At 34.4% G+C, this 21964-nt stretch carries 23 protein-coding genes and 3 tRNA genes; 22 read left to right on the top strand and 4 right to left on the bottom strand.

Features of this window, described 5'->3' with window-relative positions:
- The first annotated feature begins 98 nt into the window (after nucleotides 1-98).
- Nucleotides 99-533, top strand: coding sequence for a GNAT family N-acetyltransferase (locus PND65_RS05925; protein ID WP_271991679.1), 435 nt, complete (start codon nucleotides 99-101; stop codon nucleotides 531-533).
- Here the strand turns inward: PND65_RS05925 and PND65_RS05930 are convergent, their stop codons facing one another.
- Nucleotides 534-1412 carry a DUF1848 domain-containing protein gene (locus tag PND65_RS05930; protein ID WP_271991682.1) on the bottom strand — a complete coding sequence of 293 codons (879 nt, stop codon included), beginning with the start codon at nucleotides 1410-1412 and terminating at the stop codon, nucleotides 534-536.
- A 140-nt stretch (nucleotides 1413-1552) separates the two neighbouring features.
- On the opposite strand from PND65_RS05930, the gene PND65_RS05935 reads away from it, so the two are divergent.
- The 3 genes from PND65_RS05935 to PND65_RS05945 are packed head-to-tail and all read left to right on the top strand — an operon-like array spanning nucleotide 1553 to nucleotide 2463.
- Nucleotides 1553-1768, top strand: a complete 216-nt coding sequence (locus PND65_RS05935; RefSeq protein ID WP_271991684.1) for a hypothetical protein — start codon at nucleotides 1553-1555, stop codon at nucleotides 1766-1768.
- Nucleotides 1761-1937, top strand: coding sequence for a hypothetical protein (locus tag PND65_RS05940; protein WP_154654097.1), 177 nt, complete (start codon nucleotides 1761-1763; stop codon nucleotides 1935-1937). Before PND65_RS05935 ends, PND65_RS05940 begins: the two co-directional genes overlap by 8 nt.
- Nucleotides 1930-2463 carry a flavodoxin domain-containing protein gene (locus PND65_RS05945; protein ID WP_271991687.1) on the top strand — a complete coding sequence of 178 codons (534 nt, stop codon included), beginning with the start codon at nucleotides 1930-1932 and terminating at the stop codon, nucleotides 2461-2463. Before PND65_RS05940 ends, PND65_RS05945 begins: the two co-directional genes overlap by 8 nt.
- 76 nt (nucleotides 2464-2539) lie before the next feature.
- On the opposite strand, the gene PND65_RS05950 is transcribed toward PND65_RS05945, so the two are convergent.
- The 3 genes from PND65_RS05950 to PND65_RS05960 form a co-directional block, all read right to left on the bottom strand.
- Nucleotides 2540-2613: transfer RNA gene (locus tag PND65_RS05950), tRNA-Gly, on the bottom strand.
- A 5-nt stretch (nucleotides 2614-2618) separates the two neighbouring features.
- Nucleotides 2619-2694: transfer RNA gene (locus PND65_RS05955), tRNA-Asp, on the bottom strand.
- Between the two features lie 17 nt (nucleotides 2695-2711).
- Nucleotides 2712-2802: transfer RNA gene (locus tag PND65_RS05960), tRNA-Ser, on the bottom strand.
- Nucleotides 2803-2917: 115 nt separating this feature from the next.
- On the opposite strand from PND65_RS05960, the gene radC reads away from it, so the two are divergent.
- The 18 genes from radC to PND65_RS06050 all read left to right on the top strand — a co-directional run bounded on the left by radC (nucleotide 2918) and on the right by PND65_RS06050 (nucleotide 21963).
- Nucleotides 2918-3598, top strand: coding sequence for a RadC family protein (gene radC / locus PND65_RS05965; RefSeq protein ID WP_035400207.1), 681 nt, complete (start codon nucleotides 2918-2920; stop codon nucleotides 3596-3598).
- 60 nt (nucleotides 3599-3658) lie between these two features.
- Complete coding sequence (gene mreC / locus PND65_RS05970) at nucleotides 3659-4498, top strand: rod shape-determining protein MreC (protein WP_271991689.1); 840 nt, start codon at nucleotides 3659-3661, stop codon at nucleotides 4496-4498.
- Entirely contained in the window at nucleotides 4495-5058 is a 564-nt protein-coding gene (mreD, locus tag PND65_RS05975; RefSeq protein ID WP_015535113.1) for a rod shape-determining protein MreD, read from the top strand. The genes mreC and mreD overlap by 4 nt, the downstream gene beginning before the upstream one ends.
- 74 nt (nucleotides 5059-5132) lie before the next feature.
- Nucleotides 5133-7709 carry a DNA polymerase I gene (polA, locus tag PND65_RS05980; RefSeq protein WP_271991692.1) on the top strand — a complete coding sequence of 859 codons (2577 nt, stop codon included), beginning with the start codon at nucleotides 5133-5135 and terminating at the stop codon, nucleotides 7707-7709.
- Entirely contained in the window at nucleotides 7709-8539 is an 831-nt protein-coding gene (gene mutM, locus PND65_RS05985) for a bifunctional DNA-formamidopyrimidine glycosylase/DNA-(apurinic or apyrimidinic site) lyase (protein WP_270459085.1), read from the top strand. Before polA ends, mutM begins: the two co-directional genes overlap by 1 nt.
- Nucleotides 8512-9114: a dephospho-CoA kinase gene (gene coaE, locus PND65_RS05990; RefSeq protein ID WP_271991694.1), complete on the top strand. Its 603-nt coding sequence runs from the start codon at nucleotides 8512-8514 to the stop codon at nucleotides 9112-9114. The genes mutM and coaE overlap by 28 nt, the downstream gene beginning before the upstream one ends.
- A complete protein-coding gene (locus tag PND65_RS05995) occupies nucleotides 9105-10253 on the top strand; it encodes a DnaD domain protein (RefSeq protein WP_271991696.1) in 1149 nt (382 codons plus the stop codon). Before coaE ends, PND65_RS05995 begins: the two co-directional genes overlap by 10 nt.
- On the top strand, nucleotides 10243-11139 hold the full coding sequence (locus PND65_RS06000; RefSeq protein ID WP_015535107.1) for an ATP-binding protein: 897 nt from the start codon (nucleotides 10243-10245) through the stop codon (nucleotides 11137-11139). Before PND65_RS05995 ends, PND65_RS06000 begins: the two co-directional genes overlap by 11 nt.
- Before the next feature lie 97 nt (nucleotides 11140-11236).
- The gene (fba, locus tag PND65_RS06005) at nucleotides 11237-12109 is read left to right on the top strand and encodes a class II fructose-1,6-bisphosphate aldolase (RefSeq protein WP_204715037.1); all 873 of its coding nucleotides are present in this window, start codon (nucleotides 11237-11239) and stop codon (nucleotides 12107-12109) included.
- 572 nt (nucleotides 12110-12681) lie between these two features.
- Nucleotides 12682-13998 carry a TrkH family potassium uptake protein gene (locus PND65_RS06010; protein WP_271991698.1) on the top strand — a complete coding sequence of 439 codons (1317 nt, stop codon included), beginning with the start codon at nucleotides 12682-12684 and terminating at the stop codon, nucleotides 13996-13998.
- 14 nt (nucleotides 13999-14012) lie between these two features.
- Nucleotides 14013-14678: a potassium channel family protein gene (locus PND65_RS06015; RefSeq protein WP_271991700.1), complete on the top strand. Its 666-nt coding sequence runs from the start codon at nucleotides 14013-14015 to the stop codon at nucleotides 14676-14678.
- A 141-nt stretch (nucleotides 14679-14819) separates the two neighbouring features.
- Nucleotides 14820-16082: a UDP-N-acetylglucosamine 1-carboxyvinyltransferase gene (locus tag PND65_RS06020; RefSeq protein WP_022356173.1), complete on the top strand. Its 1263-nt coding sequence runs from the start codon at nucleotides 14820-14822 to the stop codon at nucleotides 16080-16082.
- A gap of 51 nt (nucleotides 16083-16133) precedes the next feature.
- A complete protein-coding gene (locus PND65_RS06025; protein WP_271991702.1) occupies nucleotides 16134-16817 on the top strand; it encodes a LytR/AlgR family response regulator transcription factor in 684 nt (227 codons plus the stop codon).
- Between the two features lie 647 nt (nucleotides 16818-17464).
- Complete coding sequence (locus PND65_RS06030) at nucleotides 17465-18235, top strand: HAD family hydrolase (protein ID WP_087158961.1); 771 nt, start codon at nucleotides 17465-17467, stop codon at nucleotides 18233-18235.
- A 17-nt stretch (nucleotides 18236-18252) separates the two neighbouring features.
- Entirely contained in the window at nucleotides 18253-19176 is a 924-nt protein-coding gene (cdaA, locus tag PND65_RS06035) for a diadenylate cyclase CdaA (RefSeq protein WP_015535103.1), read from the top strand.
- 1 nt (nucleotide 19177) lies between these two features.
- On the top strand, nucleotides 19178-19945 hold the full coding sequence (locus tag PND65_RS06040) for a CdaR family protein (protein WP_271991291.1): 768 nt from the start codon (nucleotides 19178-19180) through the stop codon (nucleotides 19943-19945).
- A gap of 11 nt (nucleotides 19946-19956) precedes the next feature.
- Complete coding sequence (gene glmM / locus PND65_RS06045; protein WP_271991294.1) at nucleotides 19957-21291, top strand: phosphoglucosamine mutase; 1335 nt, start codon at nucleotides 19957-19959, stop codon at nucleotides 21289-21291.
- A 12-nt stretch (nucleotides 21292-21303) separates the two neighbouring features.
- Nucleotides 21304-21963, top strand: coding sequence for a response regulator transcription factor (locus PND65_RS06050; protein WP_015535101.1), 660 nt, complete (start codon nucleotides 21304-21306; stop codon nucleotides 21961-21963).
- Nucleotide 21964 lies beyond the last annotated feature (1 nt).

The following is a 21964-nucleotide window of genomic DNA, read 5'->3' on the forward strand; positions in this document are numbered from 1 at the left end:
GGTTCATACACATATAAAAAGGGACTAATAGTCCAAAGTAGTTCAAAAACTACTCAACTGTTAGACCCTCTTTTTATTATATTTGATGGAGTGATAGTATGTTGAAATTATACATAAAACGATTTGATCAATTGAATGTTAATGAACTCTATAAGATCTTAAAGCTAAGACAAGATATTTTTATCTTGGAGCAGCAATGCCTATATCCAGATATTGATTTTATAGATGAGAAAAGTCTTCACATATATTATCAAGAGAAGGGAAAAATTATTGCGTATTTAAGGATGTTTGAAAAAGACACAAATACTTGTCAATTGGGACGTATCATTTCCTTAAACCGTAGACAAGGATTTGGTACAAGCTTGATCAATGAAACTCTTCAGTTGTTGAAACAAGAGAAAAAATATGCAAAAGTTTATGTTGAAGCACAGAAATACGCAATTGAATTCTATGAAAAGCTAGGTTTTTATGTTATCTCAGATGTTTTTTTAGAAGATGGAATTGAGCATGTAAAAATGGAAAGATTTCTTTGATTACTTAAATCTTTCCTTAACAATATCATCTGATTTTGCATGCCCAATCAAAAAAGGAGAATGCTCATCATGATCCATGATATTTTCATGGATCTTTTTTTCATCATAATTCGCATAACAATATTTACAATAATGGTGGCAAGTATTGTAAACTCCGATATCGACCATCTCTATACATCCACAATCTCGTGCAGACCATAGTTTATAATGTTTCTGTGTTAACTCAAAGGCAAGTTTTCTAGATACGCAGACATCCTTGATGAACCCAAATTGGCTGAGATCTTCTTTTTCATAACATGTTTGTACAGTCATATTATTTTTGTTTGCTATATCAAAGAAGTGGATTCCAATTTTCTTTAAATCTTCATGCGTAGGGTTTTTAAGCTTTAATTCATCATAATGATTACGAACGTTTTTATAATCGTCGATAAAAGAAACGATGATGTGATTTACATATCCTTTTAAAAGACTACACATTCTTTCAAATGCACGAATGTGATATTCCACTGTGTATTTTTCATTTAATAAGATGGGATCATATCGAACATATACTTTTTCTTGTCCTAATAATTTTGATATTTCCTTTATTCCTTCTATGATCTTAGATTTGTCTGGAACAAAAGGTTCAATATCTTTATGATAGGGAGTCAGTGTAACTTGAAAAATCATGGGCTTGTGAATCGAAGGAAGATATTTAATGATAGGTAAAGGGTTTTTAGTGCAAAATACGATCGCATCTACATTCTCAATAAGGATTTTTGATACTTGAGAAGGATAGAAAGGGTTTCTAACTAAAATTTCTCCAGCCTCGAAACGATTCATGAGCCAAGGGGTATAAAATGCTACGATGTCTGTTCTTCCACTAATGTTTAATATCATAAAAAAAGCATACCTTAGGATCTTAAAGGATGCAAATGAAAAGATTATCTAATTATTGTTAAGATAAGTTTAAATAAATACGGCATACTTAACAGTTTAATATATAAAGGAGTGATATAGTGTATTTAAAGGTGAGGAATATGAAAGAACTTAAAAAGCTTAAAACAGCGTTGATCATGATATTGTTTGGTAATGGTTTCTATCTATTACATACATATTTTTTACAAACACAATCCAGTTCATTTTCGCAGTTTAGTCAAGGAGTATTACTTGGCTTATCGGTTGGTTCCAATATTGTCGGAATCATTCTTTTGATCATCTCAATAAGAGAAATACAGGAGGATAAAAATGTATAAGACAGAAATCATCGAGTATGCCCCTAAAGCCGTGGACATGGCAAAAAAGATTGAAGAAAAGGCCAATCATATGATGGAAACTGGATATGAATTGGTGACGGTGTCCATAACAGGAAGTGCTAAAGCTATTTTGGTTTTTAAAAAATGCGGTGAAACATTGCATGAATAAGATCATTATATATGGTTCTCATTATGGAACAACAAAGCTATATGCAGATAAAATGTCCGAAAGAACGCATATCAAAGAAATATCCTATCAGCAGGTGCAGGATCTTAATCAATATCAAGTAATCATATATGTAGGAGCTTTGTATGCTGGTGGAGTATTGGGCTTATCTAAAACTATGAAAAAGATAAAAGAGCCAAGAAATGTTGAAATCATGATCATTACAGTTGGTTTAGCAGACCCTAATGATAAAATTAATGAGAAGAATATCCGTGGAAACATAAAAAAACAGATTTCTCAGGAAATCTATGATCGAGTAAAAATATATCATCTTCGAGGAGGTATTGATTATTCTAAATTAAGTTTTCAACACAAAACATTAATGAAATTAATGTATATTGCTGAGAAAAAAATACCTGAAGAAAAAAGAAACGCAGAAACAAAAGCTATTATTGAAACTTACGGTAAACAAGTTAATTATGTGGACTACCAAAGTTTAGAAAGAATTATAGAAAGCATAGAAAAGTAACTCAGATAAAATTCAATTACAATAAATCTTCTAATAAAACAAAAAAACTCCTTATATAAAGGAGTTATTAACGGAATGGAGCAGATGAGGGGAATTGAACCCCCGTATCAGCCTTGGCAAGGCTGTGTTCTACCATTGAACTACATCTGCAAAAATGGCGGTCCAGATGGGACTCGAACCCACGATCTCCTCCGTGACAGGGAGGCATGTTAACCACTACACCACTGGACCAATTTTTTAAAAATGAATGGCGGAGAAGGAGAGATTTGAACTCTCGCGCCAGTTTCCCGACCTATACCCTTAGCAGGGGCACCTCTTCAACCACTTGAGTACTTCTCCAAGAATATATGTCACTGAAATATCAGTGCCTTTGTATATTATCATGACTCTGTAAAATACGCAAGCATTTTTTAGAAAAATTTGTCATTCTTTATTTTTCGGTGTAATAGATAGTATGAAGGTAAAAGAAATGAGCTTGGATCAAAGACCAAGAGAAAAAGCTTTGCGACAAGGATTAAACTCTTTGTCAGATCTAGAATTGATTGCATTGATTTTGCAGAGTGGCAGTAAAGATCGTTCTGTCTTTGATATTGCACAAGATGTGTTGATTGAAACAGAAGGATTAAGCCAATTGTTTAACATGCATGTGAACTCACTCATGAAGATTAAAGGGATAAGGGAGGTTAAAGCATTACAGCTCTTAGCGGGCGTGGAACTTTGTAAAAGAGTGTTAAAGACAAATGCATATCGTATGCAGATAAAAAATTCTCAGGATGTTATTCAGTGGTTTAAGGTGGAATATGGTTATTTGACACAGGAAAATTTTGTTTGTGTTTATTTGGATACCAAAGCAAGGATCATATCTCATCGTGTTTTAGCTATTGGTACTTTAAATGAGGCTTGTGTTCATCCACGAGATGTTTTTAAGGAAGCCTATCTTCAAAATGCAGCGGGAGTAATTTGTGTCCATAATCATCCTTCCGGAGATCCTTCTCCAAGTTTAGAAGATATAAATATGACTAAACAACTCGTAAGTATCGCAAAGATGAATGGAATTCAATTTATAGATCATGTTATTGTGGCGAAAAGCCGTTATTACTCTTTTTGCGAGGTTGGTATGTTAGCATCATCATAAATGTTCACATTGAAAGAAAGTCAAAATATCGTTATAATACATGTAGTTTGGGGGAAGAAAATGCGAAGATTTACGCGTCTACAAAGAATACTTATTATAGCGATATGTACATGTTTAGCTTTTGGATGTGTCATGTTTGGTTTGCGTCAAAATTCGCTTTCCAATGTAGGATACAGCGCATGGACGTATATAAAATATGGATTATTTGACTATCCTCTTACTTCGATAGCCAATGTTTTTAACGATTTATCAAATCTATGGCACGTTTATGATGATAATCAATATTTGAACGAACAACTTGCCAAACAACGAAGTTATCAAACTTTATATGAAGATGAACGTAATAAAAATGCTGAATTAGAGGATCTTTTGGAAATGCAGGGAAGTTTGGATAATGCAACAAAGATCAGTTGTACAGTTTTGCAAAGAAGTGCTAATTCATGGGATCAGACAGTAACGATTTCTGCAGGAAGTTCACAAGGTGTTGAAAACAATATGTTGGTTGTCACAAGCCAGGGAGCCGTTGGATTGATTGAAAGTACGCAAACGGCAACCAGCACAGTGCGCTTATTGACAAGTGAAGACTTGATCAATGACATCGCAATCATGATTTCAATGGAAGATGGTTCTAATGTTGAAGGGGTATTGCAGTCATATGATGCAGATTGTAATGCGTATCGTGTTTCACTTTTCGACAACAATGCTCAGATTTCTACAGGTCAGATGGTAGCAACTAGTGGAAAAGGAGGAAATTATCCAAGTGGCATATATCTTGGAACGGTTACAGATGTTACGATCAATGATGATGCTATCATTTCAACAGTGTATGTACAGCCTGTATCCAACATACAGTCATTTAACTATTGTATGGTCATTGGAAGTGGGGTCGTAGGAGAATGAAACCTAGACAAATGATCATATTGTTGTTGGTAATGGCATTGATTGATGACTTGATCAGCTTATGTTTTCCTGTCAATTTCCAGTTTCAAGGATATTCATTTGTGCCACATTTTTGTTTTATTACATTGATGTTGCTGATATATGAAAGAGGATGGCTTGATCGAGTGCTGATATCGGGTTTTTGTGGAGTTTTAACGGATTTGTTCTTTAGTGGAACTTTACCTGTTTACTTTATCATATATGCAGGTTTAGGTTATTTGTCCGGTATCTTTAATAAAGCAATGGAAGAAGATTCACGTATTCGTTTTTTTTCTTTATTTGTTCTGGTGCTGTTATTAGATCTTATACCATTCTTGGTGAACCTTGTTTTTCAAAGCATGAATGTATCTTTTATGACCTGGTTCATGCATCATGAACTTCTTACGCTAACTTTGCATGGAGTTTTAATTTTGATGATGATGTACATATTAGATGTCTTAAAACGTTTTGCTTTGATTCGTCAACATCGTAAACAATTAGATCAAAGAAAAAAATACGTAAAAATGAAAACACAAAAATAGACGTCAGTTTATCTGACGTTTTATTTCATTTTCAAGATATGATAGAATTAGAACATAGAAAATAGGTGAAATTTATGAGCAAATTATTATTATTAGATGGAAATTCAATGTTATTTAGAGCATATTATGCGACATTGTATACACATAGAATGTCTACTTCAAATGGTATTCCTACCAATGCTGTATTTGGTTTTATTATGATGTTGAATAAAGCAATTGATATTATTAAACCAGATTCGATCTTAGTTGCCTGGGATGCAGGGAAACCAACATTTCGCCATAAACAATTTGCGGCGTATAAAGGAACAAGAAAACCTCTGGATGAAGATTTGATCGTACAGTTTCCAATCGTAAGAGAGTTTTTAGATGCCACTGGAATCAAACGCTTTGAAATCGAAGGTTATGAGGCAGATGATATCATCGGTTCTATGGCTAAAACAAATTCAAAAGGAATGACAACCATCCTTACAAGTGATCGAGATTTGTTACAATTGATTGATGATACGACACATGTCTTATTAATGAAAAAAGGTTTAAGTGACATGGATCTCATGGATGTTGAAAACTTTAAGGAAAAGTATAATTTGATGCCTAAACAGATTATTGATTTAAAAGGCATTATGGGAGATTCCAGTGATAATATTCCGGGTGTTGCTGGAATAGGTGAAAAGGGAGCTACTAAACTTCTTGTTCAATATGGTTCTTTAGAAAATGTTTATGAGAATATTGATCAAATCAAAGGAAAACAAAAAGAAAAATTATTAAACGATAAAGAGAATGCCTTTATGTCAAAAGAGTTGGCAACGATATATACTTCTATGGATTTTCCTTTTACGATTCAAGATTGTAAATTTGATGGATATGATGAAAAGGTCAATGACTTTTATCAAAAATATGAAATGCGTTCTTTGATTTCGAGAACAACAATGACTTCAAAAAGTTATCAAATTAAAACAATTTGCTCTTTTAAAGGATATGATTCAAAAGATCTTTTATTGATGCCGGTAAATTCGAAAGAAGCGTATTTAAACCAGAAACTGTATGGATTTATGTTTTTTAATAACGAAGAAGTTTTATATCTAAAAGTTGAAGATGCTTTGGAAGACAGTTACTTCAAAAACATGCTAAAACATGAAACAAGTCTTAGAACATGGGATGCTAAAGAAATGATGCATTTACTTCAAAGGTATGGATTCTATGTTCCATCATTTAAAGAAGACCTTCATCTTGCAGCATTTTTGTTACATTCACAAGCAACGGATACAGATTCTTTAATTTCTTCTTTAGGTATTGAATTACCTGAAACGATCCATGATTTATTAAAGAAGGCAAAAAACGTAGAAGCTTGTCATATTGATCGTTTATTACCAGTTACCTGTGCCTGGACATGGCAGTTGAGTATTCGACAAGATAATATCTTTGATGAATTAAAAAAAGATAATTTACTCGACCTTTATGAAAATATTGAAAAGCCATTGGTAAGAATTCTTTTTGAAATGGAAAATCAGGGAATTCATATCGATGAAAATGTTTTAGATGAGATAGGTGCTAAGACAGATACTATCCTGGAATCGTTAACGCAACAAATCTATGAAATGGCTCATATGGTCTTTAATATTAACTCACCAAAACAACTTGCTGGTGTATTATATGACGAATTGAATTTAAAAGGCGGAGGTAAGAAGCGTTCTACCTCAGCAGAAGTTTTGGAAAAATTAAAAGGAAGTCATCCAATTATTGATGTGTTGCTGGACTATCGTAAATATTCAAAAATTAAATCAACATATATCGAAGGCTTAAAGAAGCATATTCAGCAAGATTCGAAGATACATACATGTTTCAATCAGGCCATGACGCAAACAGGTCGTCTATCCAGCAGTGATCCAAACTTACAAAATATCAGCGTTCGAGATGAACAGGGAAGAGAAATTCGTAAAGCTTTTGTGGCCCAAAAAGGATATAAACTTTTATCCGCCGATTATTCCCAAATTGAACTTAGAATGTTAGCTCATATGGCAAACGAAACTCATATGATCGAAGCATTCAAAGAGGGAGCGGATATCCATAATCGAACGGCTTCGCACATCTTCCATGTTTCACAAGAAGACGTGACACCAGATATGCGTCGTGTTGCCAAGACCGTGAATTTTGGAATAGTCTATGGACAAACAGAATTTGGCTTATCACAGCAATTAAAGATTTCACGCAAGGAAGCTGGTGAATTTATGGAAACATATTTTGCATCATATCCTAACATTCATCAATTTATGAATCAGTTGATTGATTTCTGTAAAGAAAATGGATATGTAGAAACTATGTTCCATAGACGTCGTATGATTCCTGAAATTAATGATAAAAATTTCATGACTAGAGAATTTGGCAAAAGAGCAGCTATGAATGCGCCGATTCAAGGAAGCGCTGCAGACTTAATCAAAATTGCCATGATTCGTGTAGATCAAGCGATGAAAGAGAAAAATGTTAAATCTAAGATGCTTTTGCAGATACACGATGAATTGATTTTTCTAGTTCCAGATAATGAATTAGAAGTGATGCAAGCACTAGTAAAGGAAGCCATGGAACAGGCCATGGAATTGAAAGTTCCTTTAAAGGCAAGCATCAACTTTGGTCAATCATGGTATGAGGCTAAATAATGCCAGAAGCACCAGAAGTACAGACAGTATTGTCAACACTTGAACATCAGATTAAAGGCGCAAAGATCTTAGATGTTAAAGTGTATTATCCAAAACTAATTCAAAATTTAGATGTCACGGAATTTGTGTCTTCATTAAAAAATCAAAGATTTTGTGACTTCTTTCGCATTGGAAAATATTTAGGTTTTGTCATGGATGATCTAGATTTGATTGTTCATCTTCGCATGGAAGGAAAGTTTTATATCTTAAAAGAATTGCCGAGCGATCTTAAACACATTCATTGCGTCATGTGTTTGGATGATGGAAGATTGTTATGTTATCATGATACAAGAAAATTTGGTCGCATGGCTTTGTATCCTAAAGCGGTGGATGTTAGACGACTGGATTGTTTTAAAAATGTGGGATATGACTGTCTGGATGAAAACCTTGATGGAATGACATTTTATAAGATAATTCATCCGCTAAAAAGAAATATTAAATCAGCTTTACTGGATCAATCCATCATAGCTGGTGTTGGAAATATTTATGCCGATGAAATCTTATTTTCTTGTAAACTAGATCCAAGAAGTCGTTGCCAAAAGATATCAAAAAAAGATTGTGAAAATATCATTTATCATACAAAACGCATCATACGTGGGGCTATGAAAGCAGGAGGCACGACGATTCGTTCGTATACTTCCAGTTTAGGGGTGACTGGTCTTTTTCAATTGGAATTAAAAGTTCATTCAAAAAAAGATGAGCCTTGTCCTGTTTGTAAAAATAAGATCAAAAAGATCGTAGTCAGTCAAAGGGGTACTTATCTATGTTCAAATTGCCAAAAAAGAAAATAATTGGAATTACTGGAACTATGGGTTCTGGAAAATCACAAGTTGGAAAGATTCTTTCGGAGCAATATTCGGTCTTAGATTGTGACAGGGTCAATGCTGAATTGCTGTTGCCTAATCGTAAAGGGTTTAAAGAATTAAAGGAAAGAAAACTGATTAAAATAGATGAAGATGGTTATTTGGATAAAAAACAACTATCTTTTGATATGTTTCAAGACAAAATGATCAAAAAGGAAGTGGAAAATATTTTACACCCTTTGATTTTTCAAGAAATGAATGCATGGATTGAAAATCAAAAGGATGGTCTTGTTTTTATAGAAATGCCTTTATTATTTGAAATTGGTGCTCAGGATCACTTTGATTCAATCTGGTGTGTTGTCACAAAACGAAATATTGCCCTTGAGCGATTGACAAAATATCGTCATATTGATACGCAAGAAGCTATGAAAAGAATTACTAAGCAGATGAGTGAGGAAAAAAAGGCATCTTTAAGTGATGTTGTCATATATAATAATGGGACATTAAAAGAACTTAAACAAACGATTGCCCAAATGGTAGAAAGGGAGAAATCATGGAGCTAGAGCAGAATTATATGATCTATAAAACAGGCGATTTTCAAGAGAAGTGGAATGCTTATATATCTTTGTTGTATAAACCACTAATCGAAAATGATGCTTGTATGCTATATGATTTGTTTCTATCATTAGATCAAACAAGTATAACGTTAGAAAAACTGTTGATGTTATATGGAAGTTATGCTAATCGTTTTGATGCATCAAAGAAGAAGTTAGAAAACTACGAGTTGATTAAAACTTATTATGATCCAATTTCTAGAAAGAACATTATCGAAGTTTACCCACCATTAAATGCTGAATCGTTCTTAAATCACGATACATTTTCCCGTTTGTTTTTAAATCAATGCGGATCTTCTCATTTTGACTTTGTCAAATTGCATTTTAATGATGAAGTTGATAAGACAAATTATGTAGACATCAGTGAGAAAATGGATCTGTCATGTTTAGAGTCATGGACACAAGAAAAAGAAGAAACGTATTTAAATCTCAAACCTGAAGAGGGGAAATTAAAGTATGATTTTGATTTTGAAACGTTCTTGAAAGGGGCTGACAGGATATTTCCAATGCGTTATCGAACCAAAGAGAATTTGTCAAGAATTGCAAGCCTGGCTTCGATTCATGGTATAGATGCTGTTGATATGCGAAAGTATGTGCAGCGAAGCATAAATCCCAATACTCATGTCTTTGATTTTGAAAAGTTAAAAAAACAAGTATATGCTAACCAGAAAATCATAAAGCCGACAGATGATCCATATAAGATGTCTCCGGTAAAATTTTTACAGAATAAACAACAAGGAGCGCCAGTCGCAAATGCAGATCGAAAAGTAATAGAAAAATTGATCAAAAACTATAGCTTCTCGAATGAAGTCATGAATGTTCTGATTGAATATTGTTTAAATCAAACACAGCAGAAATTTTCTAAAGCTTATGTGGAGAAAGTAGCTGCATCCTGGATTCGACTTCAGGTGGATTCAAAAGAAAAAGCATTGGAAGTATGCAGACAGGAAAATCAAGTTAAAAAACCGGCACCAAAATTACCGGATTGGTATCGGAATACAGAACAAAGTGTTCCAGATGATGATTTAGTACAACAGGCTTTGAGCTTACAAAGACAACTTGGAAAGGAGAAGAATGATGAGATTTGATTTTGAGATCGATGAATCTTTGAAACGAGAACGAAATGAAAAAATCGAAAAACTTTATACGGATCCACTTGTTCAACAGTTTCTGAAAAAGAATGATCTGAATCATGATTTTTTTGACAAGCATTTTTCTTATTTCCAAGATTGGGTGGAAAATGTAAAAAAATGTTCTGGTTGTCAGGGAATAGAATTTTGTGTTCAAACTATTCCTGGAAAGATCAAGACTATCTATTTAGATGATTCAGGTTTTCTTGAGGAACGATATCAATCCTGCCGTAGATTTAAAAAGTTTGAGGATGAAATTGCACATAGAAAAAATTATCGCTTATCTCATTTATCCGATAACGATTATATGATCGATCTTCATAAGATCGAAGTTAGCAATGAATCGCAGGAATACCTATTAGCTTATATGCAACTGTTAAAGTCTTTAGAACAAAAAAAAGGAATTTATCTCTATGGTCAGCCTGGAGTAGGGAAAAGTTATATGATGGCTGGAGCAGCAAATTTCTTTGCCAAGAGTAAAAAAAGAGTTTCATTTATAAAGGTTCCTCTTTTTATTCAAGATATCAAACAATCTATGTATGATAATGAATATCGCCAGGATATGATTGGACATCTTCGTTTTAGCGAAGTATTAGTCTTAGATGATATTGGCTCAGAAGCTATTACGCCTTGGACCCGTGATGAAATACTATTTCCAATCCTTGATTATCGTATGAACCATGAGTTAAAGACTTATTTTACATCCAATTATACACTTGAAGAACTTGAGCAGCATTATTGTCTTAGAGATAAAGAAAATGGGTATGTTGCCAGTTTACGTTTAATGGAACGAATCAAAGCTTTAAGCACGCCGGTTTCATTGTTAGGTAAGTCAAGACGATAAAATGTAAAACTTGTGATAAAATTCTCTTTTTTCTTTTCAAACGAGTATGATTGCGTTAAAATATATGCGTAAAGATTAATATACAAGGAGGAAATTAATAATGTTAGTATCTGCTACTGAAATGATTAACAAAGCTCATGAAGGGCATTATGCAATCGGAGCTTTCAACATCAATAACTTGGAGTGGACAAAAGCTATCTTAGCTGCTGCAGAAGAAGTTAAATCTCCAGTTATGTTGGGCGTATCTGAAGGTGCTGCAAAATACATGTGTGGTTTCAAAACGGTTGCAGCTATGGTAAAAGAAATCCATGATGCTATGGGAATCACTGTTCCAGTTGCTTTACACTTGGATCATGGTTCTTATGAAGGCGCTAAAGCAGCTATCGAGGCTGGATTTACTTCTGTAATGTTCGATGGTTCTCATTACCCATTCGAAGAAAACCTAGAAAAATCAAAAGAAATGATCGAGCTTGCTCATTCAAAAGGTTTATCAATTGAATGTGAAGTTGGTGGAATCGGTGGAGAAGAAGATGGTGTCGTTTCTGCCGGAGAATTAGCTGATCCTCAGGAATGTAAAACAATTGCTGAATTAGGTGTTGACTTCTTAGCTGCTGGTATCGGTAATATCCATGGTAAATATCCTGAAAACTGGGCTGGCTTGAGCTTTGATCGTTTGGCTGAAATCCAGGCTGTTACAAATGGTAAACCACTTGTATTACATGGTGGTTCAGGTATTCCACGTGAACAAGTTAAAAAAGCTATCGATTTAGGTGTTTCTAAGGTTAACGTTAACACAGAATGTCAGTTAGTATTTGCTGAAGCAACTCGTAAATATATCGAAGAAGGAAAAGATCTGCAAGGTAAAGGTTACGATCCACGTAAACTATTGAAACCAGGTGCTGATGCGATCACTGCTTTAGTTAAAGACATGATGACTGATTTCTTTGGTTCTGCAGGAAAAGCTGAATAAGAAATTAATTTAGGAGCTGAATAAGCTCCTTTTTTGTTTCTTAAATAAAAAAAAAACACCGAAAAGATTTTAGCTGATCTTTTCGGTAAATTTGTTGTGAATAACTCAATGTTCTTCATTTGTTGAGTCAAACAGCATTTGAATGATGTAATAAATCCAACCCATAAAATCCTTCCTTTCTGTTTATAAAATATAATAAAAGACAGACCTGTTATGGAATCTGCCTTTTTTCGATCTAAAAATGATAAATGAATAAATAGAGCATTGATACTCTATGACAGACTCCACCACTTATTCATCATCTATATCATAACACCATGATTTAAATCATTCAATGAAAACGTTTACAAAAGTTTATATTAGTTTTTATTGTAGATTAAGGAAAATCTTAACAGAATCTTAATACATATTCTGACTGATTAGGTTGAAGTAAAGATGTAAATGATATATTATTGATTCGTTGAATATGTGGTGGAGTCTGTCATAAAGCGTAAGCTTTATTTATTCAACACAATATTCGATATGATTGACAGGTCCGAAAATAGGATCTTTATTTTTTTAGGAAGTGGAGTATGGAGAATTCACAAAAAAAGATTCGAAGAGCCTTAGATTATTTCTCGGCCCCACAGTTGTTGATGGTGGGCTTTGCGTCGGTGATTTTGACAGGAGCTGTTATCCTAATGTTACCGATATCTGTTCGAGAAGGTGCTACTGTAAGTTTTATTGATGCTTTATTTACATCAACAAGCGCTGTATGTGTAACTGGCTTGATTGCAATTGATACAGCGGATCATTTTACTGTCTTTGGTCGAGCTGTAGTAGCTGCTTTGATTCAAATTGGTGGTTTAGGTGTTACATGTGTTGGCGTTTCCCTGATCTTGGCAGCGGGAAGAAAGATAGACTTTCATACCCGAAAGTTGATAAAAGAATCCTGGAATATAGATTCGTATCAAGGTTTGGTAAAACTGGTGAAACAAGTATTAAAGTTGACTTTCGCTTTTGAAGTTGTTGGCGCAGTTTTGAGTTTCCTTGTATTTAGTCAAGATTATTCGTTTTGGGATGCATGGGGAATTAGTATCTTTCATTCAATTGCCGCATTTAACAACTCTGGATTTGACATTTTAGGAAATTTACAAAACTTAATTCCCTATAGCGATAGTATTTTATTAAATCTAGTAACAGCAGGTTTGATCATCTGTGGTGGTATCGGTTTTTTAGTTATTTTGGATATCAAAAAAAAGAAAAGGTTTAAAAAATTGACACTGCATTCCAAGGTTGTTATTACCATGAGTATTGTTTTGATTTTAGCGGGTACGATCTTATTAAAATCAACGGAAAATATAACCTGGTTACAGGCGTTCTTCCATAGTGTGTCTGCTCGTACTGCAGGTTTTTCTACAACACCTTTAGGTGAATTTACAAATGCGGGTTTATTTGTTTTGGTAATCTTAATGTTTATCGGTGCTTCTCCTGGATCTACTGGTGGCGGTATCAAAACAAGTACATTCTTCGTATTGATTACAGTGTTTAGAGGAATTGTGAAAAATCAGCCTTTTGGTGCGTTTAAACGAAGGATTTCAAACAAGGTCATTATGCAGGCGTTTAACGTCGTATTCCTTTCGTTAATGGTCGTTGTAATAGGTACTTTATTGTTGTGCGTTACGGCACCGGAATGTACATTTATTCAAATTTTGTTTGAAGTTACTTCTGCATTTGGTACAGTTGGGTTGTCCACGGGTATTACACCATATCTAAATTCAATTTCAAAATTTATTTTGATTTTGATCATGTTCATTGGACGTTTAGGAGCTATGACTGTAGCAACTATGATTGCAAATAAAAAACCTAGAACAGCAGTTTATTCTGTTGAAGATATATCGATTGGATAATTGGAGGATATACTATGAAATCAAAAAAAATCTATGGAGTTATCGGGTTAGGACGTTTTGGTATGCCATTGGCTCAAAGATTAGCCCTAGCGGGAGAAGAAGTAATTGGCGTAGATATGAATGAAGACAAAGTTGAAGAATTTCGCGAATTTAGTGATTTGGCTTTTGTCACAAAATCATTACATAAAGAAGTCTTGCGTGAAATGGGAATTCAAAACTGTGATCTTGTTGTAGTTTGCATTGGAAGTAATATCGAGGCAAGTATTCTTGCAACGATGAATATTATTAATCTAGGGGTGCCAACGGTCATTTCTAAAGCAACTAGTGAAGTGCAGGGAGAAGTTTTAGAAAAACTAGGAGCTAAAGTTGTGTATCCAGAGTACGATATGGCTGTTCGTACAGCAAAAAAGATCCTTCAAAAGAATCTTCGAGATTATATATCTATGGGTAAAGATGTTGAAATTGTTGAAGTTGAGCTAACAGACAAAATGATCGGTAAATCAATATTGGATTTAGATCTTAGAAAACGCTATTCATTGAATGTTATTGCGATTCATCACGAGAAAGGTATTGAATTGGAATTTTTACCAAGTTATCAACTAAAAAAAGGAGATGTCGTTGTTGTAATTGGAAAAGAGGAAAATGTCTCTCGTTTCATCAACGATTATTCAGAAAATTAATTTTGGGCGAATTGAATTCGTCCTTTTTTTCTTGCGTTTTTTTGTTGGTATCTATACAATATTAGCGGAATGCGAATTTTTCTAGAAATCTTTATGTTTCTAGTGTAGTATATTAAAACAGACCTTTAAGGAGGGTAATTAATGAAAGAAGTTATTAAAATCGAAGGTGGACATCGTTTGAATGGAACAGTTCGTATTAGCGGTTCCAAAAACTCAACGGTAGCGTTGATTCCAGCTTGTGTTTTAGCCAATAAACCTGTCACTATCTTTGGAGTACCAAATATAAGTGATGTAAAATCACTAATGGTATTATTGAATGAATTAGGTGTTTACGTTGAACAAAAAGACAATGAGACTTTATATATAGATCCTAGCAACATGGAAAATATCCCAATGATTTCTGGTGCAGTTTCAAAACTTCGTGCTAGTTATTATTTTATGGGAGCTTTATTAGGTAAATTTGGTCATGTACAAATTAAAATGCCTGGAGGTTGCTATTTAGGGCCTCGACCTATTGACTTGCATCTAAAGGGGTTTGAAGCTTTAGGAGCAACAGTTGATTATGAAAATGGTTGTTATATCTTGCATGCGGATGAATTGGTAGGCACAAATATTTTCTTGGATATTTCCAGTGTAGGAGCAACGATTAATATTATGATGGCGGCTGTATACGCCAATGGAAGAACAACAATTGAAAATGCTGCCAGAGAGCCAGAGATTATTGATATAGCGACATTATTGAATAAAATGGGAGCTAAGATCCATGGTATGGGAACAAGTACGATCGTAATTGATGGTGTTTCAAATCTAGGTGGATGTTTACATGAAATCATTCCAGATCGTATTGAAGCAGCAACGTATTTGATCATGGCCGCTGCAATGGCAGATGACATGGTTATTGAAAATGTTATTCCACAACATTTGGAATCTATTATTTCAAAATTAAAAGAAGTTGGGATTCGTATGGAAGTCGGTTCAGATTTTATTCGTGTTACAGGCAGATCTAATACATTAAGACCAACAGAGATTCAAACAAAGCCATATCCTGGGTTTGCTACCGATGTGCAACAGCCTTTTACTGTATTGTTGACGCAGGCAGAAGGAAATTCGGTAGTAACGGAGACAATTTATACAGAACGTTTTAAACATTGTTATGAATTAAATAAAATGGGTGCAGATATCGATGTTCGTGTTCCAAGTTGTTTTATTAATGGAAAGACCAAGTTATATGGTACCAGTGTTACGGCAACGGATTTACGTTGTGGAGCTGGGCTTGTTGTTGCGGCTTTGATGGCTGAGGGAGTTACAGAAATTCATGATGTATATCATATTGATCGTGGATATGATAATCTAGATGGAAAACTAAAGAAATTAGGCGCTAAACTATGGCGCGAAAAAGTGTAATTAAGGTCATTTCAAGTGGCCTTTTTTTAGTGATAAGTTTATAATGATTATATGATTCGTGTCGCATTTTTAGAGTATGAAAAAGAAACTAAAGATATTATTTTTGAATTATCTAAAGTATTTAATGAATTAGATTGGACATTTCGTCATTATCGTAAGGCTAGCGATTTAGCAAAAGTAATGAAAAAACAGGAAATTCATCTTTTTGTTTTTGATGAAATGTTTAAAACACCTCGATTAGAAAGTGTATTTGTTCATGATAATCCCAATGCCTTGTTCATTTATGTTTGTAAAAATGCTTTAGTAACAAAAGATAAGGATCAAAGATCACGTGTTCTTTATATTGAAAAAGATCATATTGTTGAGGATATAAAGAAATATGAGTCAATCATCTTATCACAATGTTCTCAGGTTGATCTATATAATTTTTCATATGATGGAGTTCATGTCAATCTTGCCTATGAAGATATTTACTATTTAGAAAAAATTGATAAAATGGTTTATTTTCATACGAAGAAAGGTGAATTTCACAAACGAGTGAATATGTCTGAACTAGAGACTATATTTGCACCTTATGGGTTTTTGAGGGTCCATGTTTCATATCTGGTCAACGCAAAACATATAGTTGCATGGAATAAAGATGAGGTTCAAATCATAACACAGGAAAACATCCCAATGTCGCGAGCACAGAAAAGAAAGCTTATGGCACAAATAAAACCAAAAATGCCAGAATAAATACCACTTTAGACAGTGGTATTTTCTTTTTAAGATTTTGACTTATAATATAGATGAATCAAAAGAAAGGACTTCAGAAAAGAGAAAAGAGGACGTAGAATAGGAGCCTTTACTTTTGGAAAATGAAATAGAGAGCGGTGGGAAGATGACAATACATTAAAAATCTAAGATTTAAAAAAAAGAAAATCTTAGTAATCCAAAACTATGGAGAGAAGCCTCCAAAAGTTAGGCTGATCAAAAGATCAGAATAAACATTCCATGAAAACTTAATTTGAAATTGAGGAACATAATATGGTAGTAACAGATTTCTACTGGTGATGGATTTCACAAGAGATATAATTCTGAGATGGATAGTTGAGTGAATCATCTAAACTACAAAGGGAAGATATAGATACCAAGATAAAATAGATTAATATATTATAGAGAATGGAAAGTGCTATATCAGAACAAGTAGATAACCGCATAATGACATAGATGATATAATTACAATTGAATCGAATATACTAGCGGATCGAATTGAAAGATCCGCTTTCTTTATGTTTTTAACTTCTATGGTTTTAATGACTTTTTAATCTTGAATTATGTGATTTGCAGCTTAAATATGGTATTATAAGGTGGAATAAGTTTAGAAAAGGTTGGATAAGTATATGAAACTATTTGCGAGTGATTATGATGGCACTTTATTGTATGCCAAACACATTATGCCTGAAGATCTTAAGGCTATTCAAGAATGGAAAGATGCGGGAAATCAATTTGTGATTGTTACAGGTCGTTCGAAGGTTTCAATTCAGAAACAAATTGATGAATACGGTCTACCTGTTGATTTTGTAGTTACTAATAATGGAGGAATGGTATTTGATAAGGATGGAAAGATCTTATTATCAAATTATTTAGATTATATTACAAGTCTGGATATTATTTATATTGCAAAAACGATGGAAGGTGTTTGCAGCTATGTGGTAAATGATGGAATTAATCGTCACCGTATCGTGATTGATGATACGAATGAACATCGTTATGTTGGCTTAGAACCAGATATGAGCGAAGAAGAAGTTATGAACATGGCTAAATATGCTCAAATCGTGATTTCCATGGCAGAAGTTGATTTAGCTGTTTCTATGGCTGATGCAATAAATCAGTATTTTGGGGATACGGTTGTTGCTTATGCCAATAACTATGTTGTGGATGTTGTACCAAAGGGAATTTCCAAGGCAACAGGTTTAGACTTTGTTTGTGAATGGACAGGTATTGATGAAAAAGATACATATACAATAGGGGATTCTTATAATGATATTCCATTGATGGAATATGGAATTCATGGAGCTGCGATAGAAACAGCTTATGATGAGGTAAAAGATCATGCGCTATATGTTTACTCATCTATTCATGAAATGATTAAAAAAATTATGAGCGAATAGAATAAGGGGGCGAAGAAATGGATATTTCTTTATCCGATGTATTAACTTTTTTAAGACTGATTCTTGATATTCTTGTTGTCTGGGCATTGATCTATAGCGCATTTCGTTTAGTTCGTAATAATTCAAGAACGATCCAGATTTTAAAAGGCTTACTGGTTATTATGATCGTCAAAGTTCTTGCAGTATGGATTGGATTAAATACCTTGAGTTATTTGATTGATTTATTCTTGAACTGGGGAATCGTGGCTATATTGATCTTATTCCAACCAGAGATTCGCGGAATGTTAGAAAAAGTTGGAAAGACAACTGCAATACTTCCTAATGAATTTCAAATCAGTCAATATACAAATATGATCAATGAATTGGTTGATGCTTGTACGGATATGTCAAATTCTAAAACAGGTGCTTTGATAACAATCGAACAATCCAATTCTTTAAATGATTATATACAATCTGGAATTCGTATGGATTCTCAGGTATCCAGAGAATTGCTAGGAACTATATTCCAATATGGAACACCAATGCATGATGGAGCTGTTATTATTCAAGGGACACAAATTGCTTGCGCAGCTGCCTATTTTCCACCAACAACAAAAGATCTTCCTAGTAAATATGGAGCTAGACATAGAGCCGCTGTGGGAATCAGTGAAATTACGGATTCTATTACCATTATTGTGTCTGAAGAAACAGGAAATATTTCTGTCGCTTATCGAGGACAATTAACACAATACCCACCAGAAGGGTTAAAACGTTATTTGACAAATCGCTTGATTCAAGTGGATGAACAGGAAACACCATCTATCTTGCAGCCAGTTATCAAAACTGCAAAAAGTTTCGGATTGTCAATGTCTAAAAAGAGCGATGGGATTGTTCGTATTGATGAAAGAATTAAACCGATAGAAGTAGTTGATTTATTAGAAAAGAAACAGGGAGGTAAGTAAGATGGAAAATCCAGAACACAAAACTCTTGTTTCTAAGATTATTGAATTATTTCAAATGATCTTTCGAAAATTGTCAAAATTATTTGACAAGGTTGTCTTTAATAAAAAAGGATCTTTGTTTATTTCATTATTTTTAGCAATTATTATTTCAATTTCTGTTAATTATGAAGATATCTCTCTATCTTTATTTCATGATACGACAGTTTCCGTTACGATCAATGATGTTTCAGTTGAAACATTAGCGGATACAGAGAATTATGTTATTGAAGGTATACCTAGTACAGTGGACGTCACGATTACAGGAAGTGCATCAGATGTGCAAGTATATAGACAACAAGCAAATATTCGTGCTATTGCAGATGTTAGAAGATATACCGAAGGAAATGTTGTTGTTGATATTGAAATTTCACAGCTTCCTTCCAATCTTGAAGCGACCATTCAGCCAGCTACGGCAGAAGCTACTATCAGCAAGAAAGTTTCTAAACAATTTACAGTAACACCTGAACTGTTATTAGGAACTGGACAGAGTTCCAGCGATTTTGAATCACCAGTTTTATCTGCAACCACAGTTACAATTAAAGCAAGTCAGGAACAAATTGACGCGATACGCAGTGTAAAGGCTATTATTGATGCCACTGGACAAACAGGTGATTTTAATGTTGAAGCCAATGTGATGGCATATGATTCAAGTGGAACACCTTTACAGGTGGATATTTCACCGGCAACGATACAAGCAAGTGTAAAACGTGCAAACAGTGACAGTGATTAGGAGGTATTATCATGGGAAAATATTTTGGGACCGATGGAGTCAGAGGAAGAGCCAATGAAGGCTTGACTCTGGAAATGTCTATCAAGATCGGACAGTATCTTGGATGGTACTATGGAAAAGAAAAACATGCCAAGATCCTGATTGGTAAGGATACTCGCTTATCTGGCGATATGTTTGAATTAGGATTGGCAGCGGGAGCTACCAGCATGGGTGCCCAGGTTTATTTGCTGGGGGTATGTCCAACGCCGGCCATCAGCTATCTTGTTCGCAAGGAACGCTTTGACTGCGGGATCATGGTCAGTGCCAGCCATAATCCATACTATGACAATGGGATCAAGTGTTTCAACCATAACGGAGAAAAGATGGAGGAAGATCTTCTTCTGGAAATTGAAGCCTATATGGATGGAAACTGTACGATCGATCTGGCAACCGGAGATCATATCGGTGAATATTTCAACTGGGAAGACGGTTTGGAAATCTATATGTCCTGGTTGAAGGAAATCGTTCCAGTGGATCTGGAAGGCTATCATATTGCCGTGGATCTTGCCAACGGTTCTGCAACGAGTACCGTGGTAGAAACATTGGATTCTTTAGGAGCTACAGTTGAAGCCATCAACAACTCACCAAACGGGATCAATATCAATACCAAGTGCGGAAGCACACATCCAGAAAATTTACAGCGCATGATGCGTGAGAACGATTTTGATCTGGGACTGGCATTTGATGGAGATGCCGATCGACTGATTGCGGTGGATCCGGATGGAAATCTAGTGGATGGTGACTATATCCTGTATATCTGCTCAAGATATATGAAAGAAAAGAATACATTGAACAAGAACATGTGTGTGACAACGGTCATGGCAAATCTAGGATTATATAAAGCTTTGGATGCCAATAAGATCGACTATATCAAGACGGATGTAGGAGATAAATATGTCTTTGAAGAGATGCAGAAAAATGACTACTACCTTGGTGGAGAACAGAGCGGACATATCATATTCTATGAACATGCAGTCACTGGAGATGGTCTGTTGACAGCTTTGAAACTGCTGGAGATCATGAAGAATACAGGCAAGTCAGTCAAGGAATTAAGCGAAGGCTTGTTCATCTATCCGCAGTTGTTGAAGAATGTAAAGGTAAATGATAAGACCAGAGCCTTGAATGACAAGGCATTAAAAGAAGTGGTCGATGATGTTGCCAAAGAACTTGGCGATGAAGGTAGGATCTTAGTAAGGCCTAGTGGAACGGAGCCGTTGATCCGAGTAATGGTGGAAGCCAAAACAGATGATCTATGTGCCCAGTATGTTGATCGAGTTGTTGAGTTTGTCGAAAAGAATAATTACTAGGAGGAGGTTATTATGAAACGAGTAATCTGTGTTGTAGAAGATGAAAAAGATCTTAATAATCTTGTTGCCCAATATTTACGCAAAGAAGGTTATGAAGTTAGATCGTACTATACATATGAAGAAGCCAGCGCTCATGTTCAAGATGATGATGTTCATTTATGGATCTTGGATATCATGTTGGATGACAAATCAGGTTTTGATCTAATTGAAGAGATTCGCTTGCAGGGTCCAGAGATCCCGGTAATTTTCATGTCAGCGCGTGATAAGGAATTTGATCGTATAATTGGTCTTGAAAAAGGTAGTGATGATTATATTACGAAACCTTTCTCGCCAAAAGAAATGGTATTACGTGTAAACAATATTATTAAACGTGCGTATAAAGACGATAATAACCGTATCAGCATCGATGGCTATGAATTAGATGAAGAACAAAGAAAGATTTATTATGACAATAATGAAATTGAATTGACGACAAAAGAATTTGATTTATTAATGATGTTTATCAAGAACAAAGGAATTGCTTTCTCTCGTGATAAGATTTTGGAAAATGTATGGGATGAAAACTATTTTGGAAGTGATCGTGTTGTTGATGATACATTGCGTCGTTTGCGTAAAAAGCTGCCTAATCTTAACATCCATACGATTTATGGCTATGGATATCGTTTAGGATAGG

Source organism: Faecalitalea cylindroides (genome assembly GCF_028321995.1).
Lineage (GTDB): Bacteria > Bacillota_I > Bacilli_A > Erysipelotrichales > Erysipelotrichaceae > Faecalitalea > Faecalitalea cylindroides.

What these genes read in the sequence shown, in the direction of transcription:
- PND65_RS05925 (WP_271991679.1), top strand. Translation starts at nt 99, where the DNA reads ATGTTGAAATTATACATAAAACGATTTGATCAATTGAATGTTAATGAA.
- PND65_RS05930 (WP_271991682.1), bottom strand. Translation starts at nt 1,412, where the DNA reads ATGATATTAAACATTAGTGGAAGAACAGACATCGTAGCATTTTATACC.
- PND65_RS05935 (WP_271991684.1), top strand. Translation starts at nt 1,553, where the DNA reads ATGAAAGAACTTAAAAAGCTTAAAACAGCGTTGATCATGATATTGTTT.
- PND65_RS05940 (WP_154654097.1), top strand. Translation starts at nt 1,761, where the DNA reads ATGTATAAGACAGAAATCATCGAGTATGCCCCTAAAGCCGTGGACATG.
- PND65_RS05945 (WP_271991687.1), top strand. Translation starts at nt 1,930, where the DNA reads ATGAATAAGATCATTATATATGGTTCTCATTATGGAACAACAAAGCTA.
- radC (WP_035400207.1), top strand. Translation starts at nt 2,918, where the DNA reads ATGAAGGTAAAAGAAATGAGCTTGGATCAAAGACCAAGAGAAAAAGCT.
- mreC (WP_271991689.1), top strand. Translation starts at nt 3,659, where the DNA reads ATGCGAAGATTTACGCGTCTACAAAGAATACTTATTATAGCGATATGT.
- mreD (WP_015535113.1), top strand. Translation starts at nt 4,495, where the DNA reads ATGAAACCTAGACAAATGATCATATTGTTGTTGGTAATGGCATTGATT.
- polA (WP_271991692.1), top strand. Translation starts at nt 5,133, where the DNA reads ATGAGCAAATTATTATTATTAGATGGAAATTCAATGTTATTTAGAGCA.
- mutM (WP_270459085.1), top strand. Translation starts at nt 7,709, where the DNA reads ATGCCAGAAGCACCAGAAGTACAGACAGTATTGTCAACACTTGAACAT.
- coaE (WP_271991694.1), top strand. Translation starts at nt 8,512, where the DNA reads ATGTTCAAATTGCCAAAAAAGAAAATAATTGGAATTACTGGAACTATG.
- PND65_RS05995 (WP_271991696.1), top strand. Translation starts at nt 9,105, where the DNA reads ATGGAGCTAGAGCAGAATTATATGATCTATAAAACAGGCGATTTTCAA.
- PND65_RS06000 (WP_015535107.1), top strand. Translation starts at nt 10,243, where the DNA reads ATGAGATTTGATTTTGAGATCGATGAATCTTTGAAACGAGAACGAAAT.
- PND65_RS06010 (WP_271991698.1), top strand. Translation starts at nt 12,682, where the DNA reads ATGGAGAATTCACAAAAAAAGATTCGAAGAGCCTTAGATTATTTCTCG.
- PND65_RS06015 (WP_271991700.1), top strand. Translation starts at nt 14,013, where the DNA reads ATGAAATCAAAAAAAATCTATGGAGTTATCGGGTTAGGACGTTTTGGT.
- PND65_RS06020 (WP_022356173.1), top strand. Translation starts at nt 14,820, where the DNA reads ATGAAAGAAGTTATTAAAATCGAAGGTGGACATCGTTTGAATGGAACA.
- PND65_RS06025 (WP_271991702.1), top strand. Translation starts at nt 16,134, where the DNA reads ATGATTCGTGTCGCATTTTTAGAGTATGAAAAAGAAACTAAAGATATT.
- PND65_RS06030 (WP_087158961.1), top strand. Translation starts at nt 17,465, where the DNA reads ATGAAACTATTTGCGAGTGATTATGATGGCACTTTATTGTATGCCAAA.
- cdaA (WP_015535103.1), top strand. Translation starts at nt 18,253, where the DNA reads ATGGATATTTCTTTATCCGATGTATTAACTTTTTTAAGACTGATTCTT.
- PND65_RS06040 (WP_271991291.1), top strand. Translation starts at nt 19,178, where the DNA reads ATGGAAAATCCAGAACACAAAACTCTTGTTTCTAAGATTATTGAATTA.
- glmM (WP_271991294.1), top strand. Translation starts at nt 19,957, where the DNA reads ATGGGAAAATATTTTGGGACCGATGGAGTCAGAGGAAGAGCCAATGAA.
- PND65_RS06050 (WP_015535101.1), top strand. Translation starts at nt 21,304, where the DNA reads ATGAAACGAGTAATCTGTGTTGTAGAAGATGAAAAAGATCTTAATAAT.